The sequence below is a fragment of the bacterium genome, from assembly GCA_016702305.1.
Lineage (GTDB): Bacteria > Electryoneota > RPQS01 > RPQS01 > RPQS01 > JABWCQ01.
Genome location: JADJEH010000015.1, coordinates 1 through 17,419 on the forward strand (window position 1 = coordinate 1; position 17,419 = coordinate 17,419).

The 17,419-nt window shown below is 57.9% G+C and carries 15 protein-coding genes and 1 tRNA gene; 10 read left to right on the forward strand and 6 right to left on the reverse strand.

Going from position 1 to position 17,419, the window contains the following annotated elements:
* Window positions 1-583 precede the first annotated feature (583 nt).
* The 4 genes from IPH10_10835 (at window position 584) to IPH10_10850 (ending at window position 3,904) form a co-directional block, all read left to right on the forward strand.
* Window positions 584-835, forward strand: coding sequence for a hypothetical protein (locus IPH10_10835; GenBank protein MBK6911405.1), 252 nt, complete (start codon window positions 584-586; stop codon window positions 833-835).
* A 1,115-nt stretch (window positions 836-1,950) separates the two neighbouring features.
* The gene (locus IPH10_10840; GenBank protein MBK6911406.1) at window positions 1,951-2,547 is read left to right on the forward strand and encodes a tetratricopeptide repeat protein; all 597 of its coding nucleotides are present in this window, start codon (window positions 1,951-1,953) and stop codon (window positions 2,545-2,547) included.
* A gap of 167 nt (window positions 2,548-2,714) precedes the next feature.
* Window positions 2,715-3,008 carry an excisionase family DNA-binding protein gene (locus tag IPH10_10845; protein MBK6911407.1) on the forward strand — a complete coding sequence of 98 codons (294 nt, stop codon included), beginning with the start codon at window positions 2,715-2,717 and terminating at the stop codon, window positions 3,006-3,008.
* Complete coding sequence (locus tag IPH10_10850; GenBank protein MBK6911408.1) at window positions 2,939-3,904, forward strand: tyrosine-type recombinase/integrase; 966 nt, start codon at window positions 2,939-2,941, stop codon at window positions 3,902-3,904. The genes IPH10_10845 and IPH10_10850 overlap by 70 nt, the downstream gene beginning before the upstream one ends.
* 163 nt (window positions 3,905-4,067) lie before the next feature.
* Here the strand turns inward: IPH10_10850 and IPH10_10855 are convergent.
* From IPH10_10855 to IPH10_10865, 3 genes are all read right to left on the reverse strand, one after another.
* Window positions 4,068-4,140: transfer RNA gene (locus IPH10_10855), tRNA-Lys, on the reverse strand.
* Window positions 4,141-4,188: 48 nt separating this feature from the next.
* Window positions 4,189-5,010, reverse strand: a complete 822-nt coding sequence (locus IPH10_10860; protein MBK6911409.1) for a hypothetical protein — start codon at window positions 5,008-5,010, stop codon at window positions 4,189-4,191.
* Entirely contained in the window at window positions 5,010-5,672 is a 663-nt protein-coding gene (locus tag IPH10_10865) for an ATP-binding cassette domain-containing protein (protein ID MBK6911410.1), read from the reverse strand. The genes IPH10_10860 and IPH10_10865 overlap by 1 nt, the downstream gene beginning before the upstream one ends.
* A gap of 148 nt (window positions 5,673-5,820) precedes the next feature.
* Here IPH10_10865 and IPH10_10870 point away from each other — a divergent pair, with 148 nt between their 5' ends.
* Window positions 5,821-7,824 carry a sodium-translocating pyrophosphatase gene (locus tag IPH10_10870; protein ID MBK6911411.1) on the forward strand — a complete coding sequence of 668 codons (2,004 nt, stop codon included), beginning with the start codon at window positions 5,821-5,823 and terminating at the stop codon, window positions 7,822-7,824.
* Window positions 7,825-7,908: 84 nt separating this feature from the next.
* On the opposite strand, the gene IPH10_10875 is transcribed toward IPH10_10870, so the two are convergent.
* From IPH10_10875 to IPH10_10885, 3 genes are read right to left on the reverse strand one after another with little or no spacing between them, the layout of a single operon-like run.
* Complete coding sequence (locus IPH10_10875; GenBank protein ID MBK6911412.1) at window positions 7,909-8,709, reverse strand: metal ABC transporter permease; 801 nt, start codon at window positions 8,707-8,709, stop codon at window positions 7,909-7,911.
* A complete protein-coding gene (locus tag IPH10_10880) occupies window positions 8,699-9,475 on the reverse strand; it encodes a metal ABC transporter ATP-binding protein (protein ID MBK6911413.1) in 777 nt (258 codons plus the stop codon). Before IPH10_10880 ends, IPH10_10875 begins: the two co-directional genes overlap by 11 nt.
* A gap of 5 nt (window positions 9,476-9,480) precedes the next feature.
* Window positions 9,481-10,380, reverse strand: coding sequence for a DMT family transporter (locus tag IPH10_10885; protein ID MBK6911414.1), 900 nt, complete (start codon window positions 10,378-10,380; stop codon window positions 9,481-9,483).
* Window positions 10,381-10,563: 183 nt separating this feature from the next.
* Between IPH10_10885 and IPH10_10890 the strand changes: the two genes are divergently transcribed.
* From IPH10_10890 to IPH10_10910, 5 genes are all read left to right on the forward strand, one after another.
* Complete coding sequence (locus IPH10_10890; protein ID MBK6911415.1) at window positions 10,564-11,772, forward strand: T9SS type A sorting domain-containing protein; 1,209 nt, start codon at window positions 10,564-10,566, stop codon at window positions 11,770-11,772.
* Window positions 11,773-11,836: 64 nt separating this feature from the next.
* Complete coding sequence (locus IPH10_10895; protein MBK6911416.1) at window positions 11,837-12,163, forward strand: hypothetical protein; 327 nt, start codon at window positions 11,837-11,839, stop codon at window positions 12,161-12,163.
* A complete protein-coding gene (locus tag IPH10_10900; GenBank protein ID MBK6911417.1) occupies window positions 12,160-13,386 on the forward strand; it encodes a hypothetical protein in 1,227 nt (408 codons plus the stop codon). Before IPH10_10895 ends, IPH10_10900 begins: the two co-directional genes overlap by 4 nt.
* Window positions 13,387-13,401: 15 nt before the next feature.
* Window positions 13,402-14,883: an OmpA family protein gene (locus IPH10_10905; protein MBK6911418.1), complete on the forward strand. Its 1,482-nt coding sequence runs from the start codon at window positions 13,402-13,404 to the stop codon at window positions 14,881-14,883.
* Window positions 14,884-14,902: 19 nt separating this feature from the next.
* Window positions 14,903-17,410: a S49 family peptidase gene (locus IPH10_10910; protein MBK6911419.1), complete on the forward strand. Its 2,508-nt coding sequence runs from the start codon at window positions 14,903-14,905 to the stop codon at window positions 17,408-17,410.
* Window positions 17,411-17,419 lie beyond the last annotated feature (9 nt).

The window sequence follows — 17,419 nt, forward strand, 5'->3', positions numbered from 1 at the left end:
AAACGAAGACCGCTGGACTTCTTACTTGCGAAGTCTTGGATTCATGAGATTAGGAGAGCTAGAGGCGGACGGAAAACCCTCGCCAGATGAAGGCAATTTCAAAGACCTCATGACTGACTTCGGTTTGAAGAAGGAGATCATTAAGAGTCCGTGGGTGAAAGGCGGGCTGTGGGTAGAAGAAATAAAGTGGCTGGAGAGAAATTCGATCCACTCAAAGAAGGAAACACAGTGATTCGAATACTGGACTCAAATATACGCGAGTCCGCCAGCTAGTTGCACGACAGATAGAGAGATCTTCTGCTACTGAATGGAAATGCCTAGGAAAACCTAGGCATTTTTTGTGCTCAATGTCGAGTCGTAAGTTAGCCTAACCGCAACCAACACACTAATTTCTATTAACAAGAATTAGATGTTCAATTACGTACAGTTGCCTGCACCGCTGACCCACGGCTGCTGCAGCGCCATCCTTAGACAATAAATCGACCTGGCCAGGTCGTGTTCACCAGCCGCCGAGGATGCGGGTAGGTTGATCACGGCCTTTTGTCGTGTTCCCCTCCTGCTTCGGCAGAGAGGCAACACGATCATGCAGTCAGAAGCCGAGTGGATGGAAAACATGCTACCCATCGCGAAGGAGTTCGCCCATTACTATTCGACCGATCCAGCTAAAGCGGACGATATGTCCGCCGACGCTCTTGTGCACCTGCTTGCTGTGCATCGGACATCACCGGATCGCAACCTTATAGAGAAAGAAGGGTATTGCCGCAAAGTACTTCAGAACAAGATCCGGACTTCTGCAGAGTCGAGAAGCGTCGCATGGTTCGGCTGGAGCGGCTAAGCGAAGAGTCTGAAGGTAGCAGTGGATGCCCCGAAGAACACCAGGTACACCAGACTCTAGAGGCTCTATTCGACGACGAACAATTCGGAGTTCGAGGACCATGACGAGCTGCTTAAGACATTCAAGAAGTTGCGACTACACTTATCGACGAACGCGTCAGTTACTGGATGCAATCTATGAGCAAGACACCTGAACAGACAACATCTCGCGCAAGTAATCCGGCATTCGCAACGCAGATGCGGTTCGCGCTACCCTTTCCAATATCCAGCGTAAAGCTAAGACATTGAAATAACTGAATTTTTCCAAATAGAGCGCACCATCGTTATTTCTTCGTAAAGCTGATACGAACGAAAAGTGTCAGCGACCACACAGGCAGATTGCTCTTTGACATAGTTAGTCCACCCTCCGGAAGGTCTTTCCGGGTCTGCCGCGACAAGAATAGGCGATGGCCTCGCCCCATCATCAATTTGCGAGCCGAATTGGTCACGGTTTAGACCAAATGATTCAACTATAAAGGTACTCCTATCATGGAAAACCTAAACGTCCTCCCCCTGCGTAAAGCAGCAGAAGAAATCGGTATCACAGACCTCGACACACTCCGTAAGGCAGCCAAGAAGTTCGGTGCACTCGTCACCGTAGCGGTCTCGATTACGTAGACCGCGCCCGTTTCGATGAAGGCGTCAAGGACGAGCTTCAGATGAAAGTCGAGCAGGGCGCTCGCCGCGCCAACACGAAGGCCTCAGGGGGCCAGCACTTGGGCCTGTTGCAGGCGCGCATTACACTGGCTCCCCCTCGCATTGCGTCAAAGGAACGCGCGATCACCGCCGCCCACAAGGAAGTCGAAGCAGCCGAGAAGACAAGTACGAGAAGAATCGTGCAAAGAAGGCTCTGGCTGACTTGGAAGACGGGCTGAAAAAGCTTAAGGCAAATCTGGAGAAGGACCAGGCCGAGCTCGACCGCATCCTGAACGAAGAAGACGAAGCGTAAGCTTCATATCAACAAACCCCAGGCGCCGATCAGCTTCTCTTATGTCATAAGAAAGTGCGGTCGGCGTCTGGGGTACCTAGGCTACTATCACGACGCCAACATGCGTCACATAAATCAAAGGAAGATACATGCAGAAAACCGCACAAAAATACTTCGTTCGTGCGTTCGAGCTTATCGAAAAGGGGAAATTGCCCCAGGCAATCAAGGAGATCGGCAAGGGACTTCGATTTGCCCCGAACAATTACGGCGCTATTGTAAATCGCTGCACTTGCTATTCAATGCTGGAGCAATTACCGGAGGCGCTGAAGGACGCTGATCGGTTGGTTGGTTTGGATCCCAACAATCATGTAGGGTATCTGCTGGCAGGCAACATCATGGCGGAAATGGGGCAGGACCTTCATGCTCAGGAATCGCTCAATGTCGCCATTGCCATAAGGCCGAATGAACCTGCTGCCTACGTTGGGCGCGGAAACATCAGCATGAAACTGGGGAAAGTCGACAAAGCATTCAACGATTACGTGCATGCGCTTAGGCTCAACCCAACGCTGTTCGAAGCACTGATCGGACTTGCTCGTTCGCTGCGTTCTCTAGGCAAACTCGAGTGGGCCGCAGAAGCCTATGAGAAGCTGCTGTCAATGATTGATGATCAATCATGCCCCATCGCCAAGGAAGGCCGTGCAGAATTGAATGAGGTCAAGAAGCAGTTGCGTGGTGGCAAGCGATAGGGAAGATCGAATAGACTGAATATCGGCATTTCTGGACTTACGCTACACACGTGTAATGAGGTGCCGGAATCAAAGCAACGAAGTCCAGCGGGCGGCTGCTCGACACCGCCCCCCGTGTCTTCCGCGACGCGCTAAAGGTAAACACATCAATTCAGGCATAAGAAGTAGTGGCGACCAACGAACTAAAACTCGACGAGATTCTTCGGCTCCTCCGTGACATGCACACGGGACCCGAAGGGTCAGTGAGTCCGTGGTTGACCCCGGAACAGGCGGCGGTCTATCTCGGTGTGTCGCGCACGCGCATCTATCAGTACATTCACGAAGGAAGCATGCCATTCCATCGCCTGCCTGAGTCGAATCTAATTCGACTTCACACGCTTGAACTCGACGCATGGGTGCGGAATGGGTCGCAACCTTCAATACAAATCAACAAAGACACAATCAGGAGGATTTTGAAGTAATGCCAGTCACTGTTCGATTCTTGGAAAGGAAGAAGGGGCGGACGTACTTTCTCGACATCGTTCACGACGGCCGAAGAAAGAAGGTCTCGCTCGGTGCGGTCAGCAGCCGCGAGGCTCGAGACATTGCAGCGAGAACGGAACGCGAGTTACTACTTAATGGTTGGCCCGACAAGAGGCCCGGGAACTTGTCCCTATCCGAGTTCATGTCACAATATTTCGACTATTGTGTTGCCACAAAATCTGGCAGCACGGTGAAGACCGATCGATACGCACTGCAAACTTTCTCGAGGTTCATCGGCAATGTTCCCCTGTCCGAAATCACCACGGACAGAATCGAGGAATTCAGGCTGCACCTCCTGCGGAAAGTGACGCCGACGTCGACAAACGTTGTACTTCGACATTTGAAGTCAGCCATGTCTTGGGCTGCCCAGCGAGGATTGATCTCCACGAGCCCAGCGACAAAGGTAAAGTTGAACCGCGTGCCGCGAAACACGCACATGCGATTCCTCGACGATGGAGAGATTCAGCGTCTGCGGGATGCAATCGGAGATGACCCGCAACTTCGGTGCGTTGTCGACTTTGCTTTGTGGACAGGTCTGCGGCGCAACGAGATCATCAACCTGCAGTGGTCAGATATCGATCTAAATCGCAAAGTGCTTATCGTTCGCAATAAGGAGGGATTTCGCACCAAGTCCGGTAAGTCACGTAGCATTCCGCTTAACGGTCAACTTGTGGCGATGTTGATAGAAATGAAAGCCGTAGGCTGCCGGCCGGAGAATCGGGTCTTTCCGGTCAACTACTGGACACTGGGCCAGCACTTTCGTCACGCTGCTCGAGTTGCCGGATTGGAGGAATCACACTGCATACACTTCGGCATACATTCGCTTCGCACCTGATAATGGCGGGTGCTGACGTAAGGTCGGTCCAGGAGCTACTCGGCCACCACGACATCACGGTTACTATGATCTACAGCCACCTTAGTCGAGACCACTTTCATACGAACAAATTAGACAAATGAAAAAGCCCTGCAAAACAATGTTTTAGCAGGGCTTTAGCTTGTGCACCCACAGGGACTCGAACCCCGAACCAATTGATTAAGAGTCAACTGCTCTACCAATTGAGCTATGGGTGCCGACAAGGCCAAGAAGGTACTAAATCCCCTCTCGAATGTCAAGCCGGACTATCCTCGGGACGCGCTGTTGGTACGGCTGGTGGTGGCAGACCAAAGTGGGGCGATTAGTCCCAGGACCAAGGCGGCGACTGGCCCGCTGATTTCGCGGAGATCCGGCAGCAACGAAGTCTCCAAGCCAACAAGTCCGCCGATCACGATTGTTACGCTGGCTGCCGCCAGCCCAACGACGACCCCGGCGCCACATTTGGCCAGGAAGAGATTGCGGCCGTTCCAACCCAACATGGAAAGCAGTAGCCATACTGGGCGGCGGCGCGCAAACAGGGTTCGCAACAACATCCCAGCCAGAGTCCACAGTGAAACCTGCGCAATTAACGTGAAGCGGTGCCAGTCAGTCTCACTAAGAGGATGGTTCTCGAACATCGTATGGACCGCCTCCTCCGGGTAGACCGCTTTGGTCACGCCGGGCCACTGGGTCACATCGTGTAAGAACATCTGCACCTGCCGAAAAGTCCGCGCGGAAAGTTTCAGCCGGACAATCGCCGGGAAATCCTGCTCGGCCAGCACACCGGCCAAGGAGTCTCCTAACTCTTGGGCAATTTCGGCCCGGACATCGCTTCGACTCAAGGCAAGAACCTCGGCAAGGTCGCTGCGATCGCGCAGGAATCGCACCAGGGAGTCCCGCAGCGACAGCCGGTCACTATCCAATTCAAGCTCAATGGGAACCGTCCGCAGGGTCCCGACCGCCGACGGTCGCTTGATGGCGGTTATCCACCACGGCGCTGTGGCGGATAAGGTCAACGCGACGACTGCCATCGTCGTAAGCAACAGCCGCGCCGTCAGTGTGCGCCATATTTGTTGGAGGATGAACACTATTGAAGTGTCCCATCACGCAGAATCAACCGCCGAGCGTCATCACACCGTGGGGCGGTCCGGGAGGCCGTCATGACGATGGCCGTTCCTTGCGAGCGTGCTCGGTCCAGTTGTGATGACAGCAGGGTAAGCGTAGCAGCATCCGCCTGCACGAAGGGCTCGTCGGCCAGCAACAGCACTGGCCTGTGAATCAAAGCACGCGCCATTTGCAGGCGTAGTCGTTCGCCTCCGGACAGACCCGTGGGCTTCCTCAACGCCGCCGGGCTCAGTTCAAACTCAAGCAGTGCCTTCATGCCGCGCGACCGCCATTCGGCGTCTTTGGCTCCCGCGAGAATCAGTGGCAAAGCAATGTTGGTAAGACAGTGCTCGTCTTCCAGAAATAGCGGCTGTTCGAGTACGATACCCAGCTTTCGGCGCAGGTTGGACAGTTGCGCCGCTGTAAGCGGCACCAGTGGCAGTCCGGCCACTTCTGCCGTGCCGGAAGCCAGCGGAATGTCGCCCCACAGCGCCCGCAACAGTAGCGACTTGCCCGATCCCGAGGCGCCTTCAATCAACACCAATTCGCCCGCTTCGACCCGCAGATTGACGGTTGACAGTAAGAGACGGCCGCCGATGGTCACCGCGCAGTCCTGCAAGTGAATAGGGGAAGTGGTGGCAGGCAATGAGGAGGGAATTGGCTTAGGGTGTTCTGCGCGCGACTCGGCTTGCGCCATGACACGTAATCGGTTATATTTCGGTTAGATTGGTCCGCGCCCGGCCAATCGGCCTCGAAACGCGGTTAAGAAAGCACGAGAATCTCACAAAAGCAACATGCATTCAACCAATCCCGGCATTCTATCGCTTGCAGCGGGCGCTGCAGGGCTGATCCTCGCGCTGATCTTGTATCTGCTTGTGCGTAGACAAGCGGCGGGCACGGACCTGATGCAGAAAATAGCCGCCCGCATCCACACCGGGGCGATGGTCTTCTTGCGCGCAGAGTACCGTATCCTGGCCGTGTTCGTGATCGCAGCTGCCAGCACACTGTACTTCTTTCACCCGCATCCGCAGACGGCTTATGCATTCATGGTCGGGGCGGCGTGTTCGATGCTCGCTGGCTACATTGGACTCAATGCAGCCACGATTGCGAATGTGCGCACGACGTGGGCTGCCCGGGAGAATGGTCAAAGTGCGGCCCTTGTCACGGCGTTCTCGGGCGGCGCGGTGATGGGCCTGGCGGTCGCGTCGCTCGGGCTGGTCGGTCTGGGCGGACTCTTTTACTACTACAGCCTCGATCCGCAGGTTGATCTGCCTGAAGTTCTGGTCGGAATGTCCATGGGCGCCTCATCAATCGCGTTGTTCGCGCGTGTGGGCGGCGGAATCTTCACGAAGGCCGCGGACATTGGCGCCGACCTGGTCGGCAAGATGGAATACAATCTCAACGAAGATGATCCCCGCAATCCCGCCGTAGTTGCCGATAATGTCGGCGACAACGTCGGTGATACGGCCGGCATGGGTGCTGATCTGTTCGAGAGCTACGTCGGAGCGATTGTCGCGGCGATAGCCATTGCCGGCTCAGGAGCCGCCTACGCCGCGCAGAAAACCGCCTACATGAGCTATCCACTGCTCTTGGCAGTGGCTGGGCTGGCAGCTTCCATTTTGGGCATCTTCGCAGTCCGACTGTTTAAGAACGGCGATCCCGGACGAGCCTTGTCTGCCGGAACGGTCCTCGCGGCGGTCACGTTCTGGGTGATGGGCTACTTTGTGACGAAAGACTTGCTGTTGCCGATGGGAGCCTTTTGGGCGATGATATCGGGCTCGGTCGCCGGCGGCTTGATCGGGCAAGTCACGGAGTATTACACATCCGGCAAACCTGTGCGTGCGATCGCGAAGTCAGCGACAACTGGTTCAGCCACGACGATTATCACGGGTGTGGCAGTAGGGTTGGAATCGGTAGCGTTGCCGATCATCCTGATCGGCGGCTCGATCTGGCTGAGCTTCCACTTCGCGAACCTATACGGAATTGCCATTGCAGGAATGGGCATGCTGGCGACGGTCGGTATTGTCATGGCCGTAGATGCTTATGGACCGATTGCCGATAATGCTGGCGGCATTTCGGAACAGGCGCAGTTGGGGCCGGAGGTGCGCAGGATTACCGACAGGCTTGACAGTCTCGGGAATACCACAGCTGCAATCGGCAAGGGTTTCGCCATTGGCTCGGCGGCATTGGCGGCCCTGGCGCTGTTTTCGGCCTACACGACGGCGGTAGGTATCTCGGTCATCAATCTGGTGGACGCCAAGGTCGTCATCGGTTTGCTTTTGGGTGGCATGATGGCTTTCTGGATCAGCGCGATGACGATGAACGCCGTTGGCCGGGCAGCGGCGGCCATGGTGAATGAAGTGCGGCGGCAGTTCACCGAGATCAAGGGGCTGCTGGAAGGCCGTCCGGGTGTAGAACCGGACATTGAACGCTGCATCACGATATCCACGCGCGGTGCACTGCGCGAGATGATCTTGCCCGGCCTTTCGGCGATTGCCGCGCCGCTTGTGGTGGGATTCGTGCTCGGTCCCGAGGCCTTGGGCGGCTTGTTGGCAGGAGCGACGCTGGCTGGTGTATTATTGGCGCTATTCATGGCCAATGCTGGCGGTGCCTGGGACAACGCCAAGAAGCACATTGAGGCCGGTGAGTACGGCGGCAAGGGCTCGGACGCTCATAAGGCGGCGATCGTGGGGGATACAGTTGGTGATCCATTTAAGGACACGGCGGGCCCCTCGATGAACATACTCATCAAGCTCATGGCTATTATTGCGCTGATTATTGCGCCGCTCTTGAAGTAGCGCAGCGGACTGAACCATGAAGATCAAAGCGGGCGGCCTCGATGGTCGCCCGCTAATCATTTCTCGCGCCCGCGCCGCAACGGGCTATTGGCTGCGGGCGAATAACCGCGCCACTAAGAACACCGTGAATAGCAAGAGCACGATAATGGGACCCGGCGGCAGACCGAATTGTGCCGCGATCAGTGCGCCGACCAAGGCCGTGGCCGAGGCGAGTAGAACCGACCACGTGACGACGACGCCTGCGCGCTGTGTCAGCAGTCCCGCAGTGACTCCGGGGATAATGATCAATGCGCCAACGAGCAGGACGCCGGCAATCTTCATAGCCAGTGCAATGGTGACGGCCAGGATCGCCAGACTGCCCAGGTGCATCCATCGCACTGGCAATCCGGCCACGCGGGCGCCTTCGGGATCGAACAGAAAGAGCAGCAGCGGTTGCCAGTATAGAACCAGCAACGTGATAACGGCCACGGCCAGTGCCGCCAGAAAGTAGACATCGCCAACGAACACCTGTCCCAGGGAGCCGACGAGAAACTCTTCGATATGGCCGCCGCCGCAATCATCATGCACTTGATCATGAACACCTGACAGCAATAGGCCAAAGGCCACGGCGGCCGAAAGCATGATCCCGATCGCGCTATCCGAACTCATGTCGTCACGTTTCGGCAACAGGCCGACGCCGAGACTGAACACGAGTGCCGAGAGCAGTGCGACGGGAAAGACGGGCCAGTGAAAAAACAACGCCAACCCGACGCCCGCGATCATACCGTGCGATGCGCCGTGCCCCATAAACGCCAGGCGCCGATGCACGACGATGAAGGATTGCGCGCCGCAGGAGACTCCCAGCAGCACGGCCGCCAGAATCATGGGCCAGAGCTCAATGTTCATGTTTGCCAACCACCATGTGCGGCATCGAGTGATCGTGAAAGACCAGCTTGGCGGGGCAGCCGTAGGCCTTTTCAACCTCCTCACTCGACAGTTTTTCCGGGCGATCGTGAAAGTGCATCTGTACATTCAGGCAGGCAAGCTGATCACAGATGGGCGAAATCGCGCCGATGTCATGCGACACGAGCACGACGGTCAGCGAGCGCTCGGCTCGCCACTCCGAGAGCCAGGCATTGAGCTGGTCCTGTCCACGTGCATCCACGCCGACGGTCGGTTCATCCAGTAAGAGTAATTCCGGCTCGTGGACGAGCGCGCGGGCGATCAAGACTCGCTGTTTCTGTCCGCCGGAGAGCGTCCACCACGGTTTGGACGCATGCTCGAGCATGCCCACGCGATCGAGCGCGCGGTCGGTCTGTGCTCTGTGCTGCTCGGCAGAGCGAGTCGGCAAGCCCCGGACGAGTAGTCCCATTGCCACAACTTGCGCGCACGTGACCGGAAATCGCGCGGCGAATTCGCGCTGCTGCGGTACATGCCCAATCTTGCTGCGCCACGCATGTTCGGCAGCCGGGTTCTGCCCAAAGACGCGCACGCTGCCGGACTGCGGAACTTCGAGACCCAGCAGCAGGCGCAGCAGCGTGGACTTCCCGCCCCCGTTCGGACCGATCAGCCCGACAAATACGCCCGGCTCAACGACGAAGTTGACATGGTCGAGCGCCATGGTGCTGCCGTAGCGGAAAGAGACATTCGTTATTGATACAATCGGTTCCATGAACTCTATGCGCTTGACGGTTCAACGACCGCCGGCGTGCGCGGTTCCAAGACGACCAATAAAATACACAAGACAATCAGGGTTGCACCTGCTAAGGTCCAGCCGACCGGTGTTTCACCGAACCAGGCCCAGCCAAGCAGGGTTGCACCGACCGGCTCACCTAAGATGGAGGAGGACACGACGAAGGCCGGCAGATGTCCCACGGCGAAATTCAACAAAGTATGCCCGATCATGGTGGGAATCAGTGCCAGCATGAGCAGGGCCAGCCAACTGCCGGACTCAAAGCCACGCAGCGGAATGGTAAACAGGGCGGCGAGCAGAATCAAAAACAGCGATCCGCTGACATGCACAATGGTCATGAAGGGAATCAGCGGCGTAGTCTGGCGGAAACGGCGGGCGAACAGGACATAAATCGCCGCGAGGACCGAGGCCGCCAGGGCCAAGAGATTGCCGGTAAGCGCGGTTTCGCCGTCCGCACTGCCAAAGGTAATCGCTCCCATGCCGACGACCGCGCCAAAGATGGCAATTCGACTCCGCCAGCTTACAGCTTCCTTGAGAAACAGGTATCCCAGAAAGGCCGTAAAGATCGGCTGCGTGCACGTCAGAAACGTAGAGGCCGCGATAGACGTATAACTAAGGCTGGTGATAAAGCAAATTTGATGCAGCGCAATAATCACGGTCGCCGCGGCAATCTGCCCGGCCTTACGCCACCCGACAGCGCGCATGGCGGCCCGAACGGACGGCACGAAAAGTGTCAGGCTAAACAGAATCGCGCAGAATCCGCCGCGCCAGAACGCCGCCGCCAGCGGTGGGACGTCCGCCGACCGTACAAAAATCGCTGCCGTGGAGACAGCCAGGATGGCAGGCAGCAGGGCGGCTTTGGCTCGGGCGATGTCTTTGGGCACAGGGGGCGGTGGGGTGGGGTCGGCTTGTCACGGGGCTTGCACGTTGAAATCTGGCTTGGACTGTGCCCGTAAGTTCAGAAAATATACAAAAGCGTGGGCAGATTCACAATCTGCCTGAATCGCCGGACCGGGCCAGTTGTGCTTGCAAGAGGTTGTATTTTTTGATATTTTGAGGAAATGACCATGTTCCGTACCATCTCGCTATTGTGCACCGTCCTGATAGTCAGTTCGGTTGCCCTCCCGCAGAACCTCGCGGTTCGGGGAAGTGTGTCGCTTTCGGCGCGGCAGGATGTCGCGGTCGTGGGCAACTACGCCTTTGCCGTGGGCTCGAATTCACTGGCGGTGGTCAATTTCTCGTCGCCGCAGTCGCCGTCGGTGGTCGGTCAGGTAGCGCCGGGCGTGGGGACCTTGTCCGCCGTCGCCGTTCGCGGCGATTACGCCTATTGCGCCGGGCAGGGCAGTGGTGTCGTGGTGGTGGATATTAGTACTCCCGCAGCCCCGGATTGGGTCCGCAACGTCCAAGCGGCGGCGCCAATAGTAGATGTGGCTATCGGCGATACCTTTCTGGCGGCGGCCACCGGACTGAATGTCACTTTATACGGCCTATCGAACGCGGAGTTGCCGCACTTGCTCACGACTTACGGCCGGGCGGCCAACCGTGTGATCGTTGAATCCGCCGCCAGGAAGATTCATTGCGCCGGCCCAACTGGCGCCTTTGAACTGACCTGGACGGTCAGTCAAGGTAATGTGACCATCAGTGAAACCGATGACTACGGTTCGGCGGAATATACCAGCGTCGGCCTCGGCGGTGACTATGTTAACTACGTCCAGAATTTGCAGCTTAGCGCGCTCACTCGCAATACGTATTCGCTCGCGGGCCAGTATGGCGCGGCGGCCCAAATCCGAACCGTCTTTTCAGGCGCTGATTTTTCACTGATTGGGATGGCCTCGGGCGGTGTGGAATATCTGCGGCAGACTGCCAACACGCCGCAACTCGTGTCTTCTGCGCAGGCGCCGGGCGCGATCAACGGCTTGGCCCTTTCTGCCAATGAGCAATATGTTCTGGCGGCGACGCAAAGCGGCGTGACGGTCTTCGAGAGCAGTCCGCTGTCCAGCGAGCCGCAGCCCCCGCTGCCGCAGGAACTCGCCTTATCCGCGTATCCCAATCCGTTTAACAGCCGCGCGACAATCCAGTGGCAGGCACCGCTGCGTCAAGCGGGCGAGTTGCGTGTATTCGATCTGCTGGGCCACGCCGTCATGACACAGCCGATCGCGGCGCAAGCGACAGGCATCGCGCTCGACTTTCACGGTCAATCGGCAGGCAGTTACTGGATCGAGCTTGTGTCCGGAGATAATTCCGAGGCCGTGCTGCACGTTCTCTATCTGCCATAGTCCGGCGTCCCGCGCCGGAGTTCGTCTCTCTTCTCGCTTCTTCACACACCTTTCTGCATCTACCATGCACTTCCTTCAGCTCGTGGTCGAAGCGCTGCTCTACTATTTGGCCTGCTCATTGTTGGCCAAGCGTGAAGAGCAGCCCGGCTTTTTGCGCGTCATGTTCGTCGTACTGGCCCTCGCGTTTGTGTCGGGCGGCATGAATGCGGTGCTCCCCGATTTTTGGATCGCCAGCGCGCTTGTCGCCGTCGTGAATTTTTTCATTCTATGGCTGGGTCTCGGCATCGGCCTGTTCCGCACGGTGCTGGCGCTGATTGCCGTAATGCTCTTGCGCACGCTGTTGCAGAACTATTTTGGCGGCGTCGGCCAAGGTCCATCGCTGTTCGCATGATGCCATTTCTGCTACTGCTGATTGTCGTCTCGAGCGCCGCCTCCGGCGCAGGTTTGGAGCGCCGCAGTTTTCTTACGGCCTTTCCAGTGATTGCTTATGACGATCACAAGGTGGTTTTCGCGAATGAGCAATGGGCCGCTGTCTACTCCGGGAAGGCCGGGGCGATGTTCACCGTTCCGCGTGACTCCGTCGAGATGCCCGTCCCGCGCTCGACTGGGCGCGGCTGTAGTGCTATCGTCGGAAACGCCACATACGTCTGCAATCCGATACGCGGCAATTCGATCGTGAAGCAGGATGCCTACGGCAATGCCGAGAAGATCATTCCACCGCCCAATGACCAATCGTTGCAAGCCTTGGCGGACGCCTGGAAGCAACCCGACATCGCGCGCGGTGAAGTGAGCGAAGAGATCGGACCGCTGGCCGAATCACCGGATAAGGTGTGGTTTGGCCTTTTGGCATTTCACGGCCGCGGCGAGGACCCGGTTGCAGGGTTGGGTTGGTACGATGTGCGCACGGAGCAGTTTGGCCGGGTCTATTCGTCCGCCTTGCAAAATCTCGCGCCGCGCTGGGTTGGACTGCGGGCCGACACCGTATGGGTTTACTGCGCGGCAACTGGCGCAGAAGCGGGCGGCAAGCTGGTCACTTTTTCAATCCGGGACGGCGCGCTTGGTCTGGTCAATCCACTGGGCTATGGTGTGCCGGGGGATACGCTCCTCAATGTGGACTTATGGCGCGGTTTTCTGCTCGTGAGCACAGAGCAGTCCGTCAGTATTTGGCCGCAGGGCGAGCGTCCGTGGGTATGGCAGACCGATGCCTATGCTTCGCGTAGCCGCGCGTGGCTAAAATTCATGACGTTCGACACGCAAGCTGGTCTCACGTATGTCGGTGACGATTTCTTCCCATTGCAGCCGAATCAGCCCGCGCAGGCGTTTGCCCGAATCGGCGACTGGGTTGAGCTTTATGCGCCGCGTGGAATTGAAGCGACGCTGCCTACCGAAGAATGGAGCAAGCGGAAGAAGAAGCTGCAGGGCGACGACTGGGGATGCGGCGGCAAGCTGTGTTTCAGCCGTGTGCAGGTCAACGTGAGCGGAGTGCGCAAGAGTATGGATCTGCTGGATACGCCGCTGGCATTGATTGAGGAGGGTGATGCGATTACCAAGGTCGGAATGCGCGCGGGTTGGGCGCCGATCTATGATCTGGTGCCGGTTCTAATGAAGAAGTAACGGAAGACTCAAAACATGAACCTTGTTCTGTCCGTCGGTCTGATGATCTGCGCCTGTTGTCTTTCGCTGCACGCTCAGCCGGCCGTGCTGGTAGAGGACCTGTTGGCGGACGCCGACTCGGCCTATGCCGAAGCGGTTGCCGCGGAACTTCTGATATGGTCGCCGCGCCGTATGGGACAGGCCGAGGAGTCCATCCGCAGTGCTCGTTCGCAAATCAAGAATCCTGCAAACGAGACGATCACGCGCTTGAATCTCGAAAGCGCCCTGGAGAGCATCGAGACCGCGTCCACGCATGCCGCGACGCTGCGGTCGCGAATACAATCGGTCGTAGACGCCCGGGCCGCAGCACGTTCGGTGGGTGCCAATAACGATTTGCCTGCGTGGCAGCAAGCGGAGCGGGCGCTGGCGGAGATGGCGGCCAAGATCGAGGCCGGTGATGAGGCGGAAGTCAACGGATTGCAGGAGATGGTCGCGCAGCAGTATTACACGGCTCGCCGCGACGCATTGCGTAGCGGAGTTCTGTCACAGGCCCGCGATGCGTTGGCCGCCGCGCAAGCGGCTGGGGCGGACGTTCAGTTTCCGACGATCTACGCACGCGCTCAGCAAGCGCTTTCGCGCGCCGAAGCGGCGTTGGCCCAGGAGAATATGGACGATTCGCGGGTCGCGGCCGCCGAAGCGGTGCGACTTGCGCGCCACGCATCCGGTCAATCGGCCTTTGTCAGGCGTGCGCAGAACACTCGAATGCCCTACGAGTCCCTACTGCTGCCGTACGATAATCTGTTGGCGCAGATTGCCGCGGACTGGGGCGACTCGCTGGCGTTTTCCGAGGGCGGAGATGCGGCGGTAGAAGAATTCCAGGAGATTTACGACCGGCGTCAGACGCGGGAATCGGCGATTCAGGATTCCGTGGACTATGTCCTGAATACGGCCCGGCAAAGTATGGAGCGCACGCTGAGCGAGATGCAAACTAGCCTAGCCGATCAGCAGGATCGAATCGCCGAGCTGGACCAGCGCAATCTCGACATGCAGGCGGAGCGCGACGTGGCAGTGAACCGCTTGCGTAAACGTGAACTGACGGCGCAGCGCGTCCAGATGGCGCAGACGGCGTTTGACGCGGGCGACGCAGTCGTCTATCAATCCATCGACGGTCATATTGTCATTCATTTGTACGGCGTGAAATTCGCGAGCGGAAAGGCAACAATTGGCAAGGATCAACAGTCTATCGTGAAGAAGGCCGCTGATGCCATAAGCGTTTTCCCGGACGTCGCCGGCGTGATCGTGGAAGGTCATACCGATGCGGAAGGCTCAGAGGAGTCCAATCATGAGCTTTCGGAGCAGCGCGCCGCCGCGGTCGGCGAGGCGTTAGCCGGAGTACTCAAGCCCGGCGTTTCCGTAACGACCGTCGGCAAAGGCGAGACAGCGCCGATTGCATCCAATGAATCGGCACGCGGGCGAACACTTAATCGCCGGATAGACTTAGTCATAATGCTTCCCTAATTTCATGCGAATCTCAATCATGCGCCTCCGGTTTCTGTTCCTACTGGTTATGATCGGCACTGTTGCCGAAGCGTCAAGCCTGCCGCCGCTGCTTCCGAACTACGGTGCAGGAATACTCAATACGGCTGCGACGCCGGGCAGCTATCAGGGTGCATTGGGTTCGTATTGGAATCCGGCGGGCTGGGCGGCAATGTCGCGCTCGGAGGCGGCGTTTACCTGGGATGATCGCAATAGCGCTCGCAAGCGGCTCGATAATTGGGGGCTGCATGTCGGTGGTCACGGACTGGGCGCCTCGATGCGGCGGACGTTGGTGAATGTTGGAGACAATATTGAGCATATAGATGATTTTCAGCTTGCGCTGGCCGGCGGTTCGCGCGCCGATCATTGGGGCGTGTCATACGGTTGGTCCAAGGGGCTGGCTGCGGGAGACATGCGTCAACAGCATGTCACGCTGGGGAACGTGATACGCCCGTTCAAGTATGTTTCTATCGGAAGCGCGTGGACGTTCGGCCTGCGCAATGGGCGTGCCCAGATGCAGGCCGATCTGGGATTACGCCCAATTGGCGGATCGCATCGTTTGACGCTGTTTGCGGATCTGGCGGCGCATGACAAAGATAATCCGCGCACGATGCAATGGGGTGCGGGGGTGGAGGTGATGCCGCTTGACGGTATTCGGATCGCGGGCAAGATTGCCAAGATTGATCCGGTAGATCCCGCGCCCGTGTTTACGCTGGGAATAGGCTTCTCCGTGGATGCGACGAGTTTTCACTTGACGCCGCACTACGACAAGGACTCGGAATTGCAATACACGAGTTACGCCATTCGTGTGGGCCGTGTGGAGCCAAGTTTTGAGGCGGAGCAGTATATCGAGCGCAATCAGCACATTGTGGCCGTGGGGATGCGCGGTGATCTGGTGTACCAGAAGGCGCGCTGGTTTGACGAGGGCCGGCATACGCTGATGGAGATGTATCAGTTGATTGACGAGGCGCAGGCCAATCGCGCGGTGAACGGCATTGCTTTGAATCTCTCGGGCTTCAATGCTCCGCGCGCGCTGTGCTGGGAGCTGGCCGAGAAGCTGCGCACGTTTCGCGAGAGCGGCAAGCGCGTATACATGTGGATTGACCGGGGTGGCATGACGCAGATATACTTGTTGACGCAGGCCGACTACGTGTGGATGGATCCGTTAGGCATGCTCGAGTCCGCCGGCTGGTTAACAGGCAAGACGTATTACCATGGGATGCTCGAAAAGCTGGGTATCGGCGCGGAGGAGTGGCGCTATTTTGAGTACAAATCGGCGTTCGAAAGTTTAGCGCGCAACGATATGTCCGAGAAGGACCGCGAACAGCGCATGGTGCTGCTGGAGGATTTTCATCGGGAATGGTCGCGCGCGGTGACGGCAGAGATGGGTATCAGTGCCGACTCGATTCGATTGGCGATGGACTCGCTGGGATTCTTGACAGCGCATGAGGCGGAGCGCTTTGGACTGGTGGATACGCTGGGCCGATGGGACGACGCGAAGGAGATTCTCGAACGGGCCACTGGAAAGAAGGCGGAGTTTATCGAGCGAGACGAACTGGCTGAAGACAAGCAGAGCGACCCGCACTGGGGCGAGTATCCGCGTGTAGCGGTTGTCTATGCGGTCGGTGAATGCGATCTTGACAGCGGAATCCGCGGGCGGTACACATCGAGGCTTTTGCAGCGATTGGCGAAAGACAAAGACATCGAAGCCGTTGTGCTGCGCGTGGACTCGCCGGGCGGTGATGGTTTGGCATCAGATTGGGTTGCGGACGGCATGCGTGATGTGTCGGCAGAGAAGCCGATGATCGTCTCGCAGGGCAGGGTGGCGGCGTCGGGCGGCTACTGGCTCAGCTCGCCAGCCGATTACGTGTTCACATCGCCGTTCACGGTGACCGGCTCAATTGGCGTGATCGCCGGGTTCCTGTGGAACGAAAAGCTCACTGAGAAGACCGGTCTGCATTATGACAAGGTGCAGCTTGGCAAGCATGCCGACCTCGGGGCCGGAGTTGTTTTGCCACTGCTGAATGCCGAGGTGCCTGATCGGCCGATCACGGATGAGGAGCGGGCGCGCGTGGAAAAACTCATTATCGGGCATTACGACGATTTCGTAGGTCGAGTGGCCGAAGATCGCGACATGAAACGCGAAGATGTTGAAGCGATCGCACAGGGCCGCGTGTGGAGCGGACCGGCAGCGCTTGAACGGAAACTTGTCGACGAGATTGGCAGCCTTGAATCTTCCATTGATTATGCCCGGAAGTCGGCGGGACTCTCGCCGCGGGGAAAGGTCACAGTAGTGGAATATCCCAAGCCCGGTCTGCTGAATTTGGGCCGACTTTTCGCGCCGTCATCGCCAGTCAGCATGTTGGCATCGCGATTGGGTCTGCTGCCGGGCGAAGTTATCAGCCATGCAGAACCGTCCTACGGCCTGAAGGTGCTCGAAACTTATGCCAAGCATCCCTGTCAGCCGCTCTTCATGCTTCCGCCGGAAGACGACGTGAACGAAAAGTAGTCCACGACG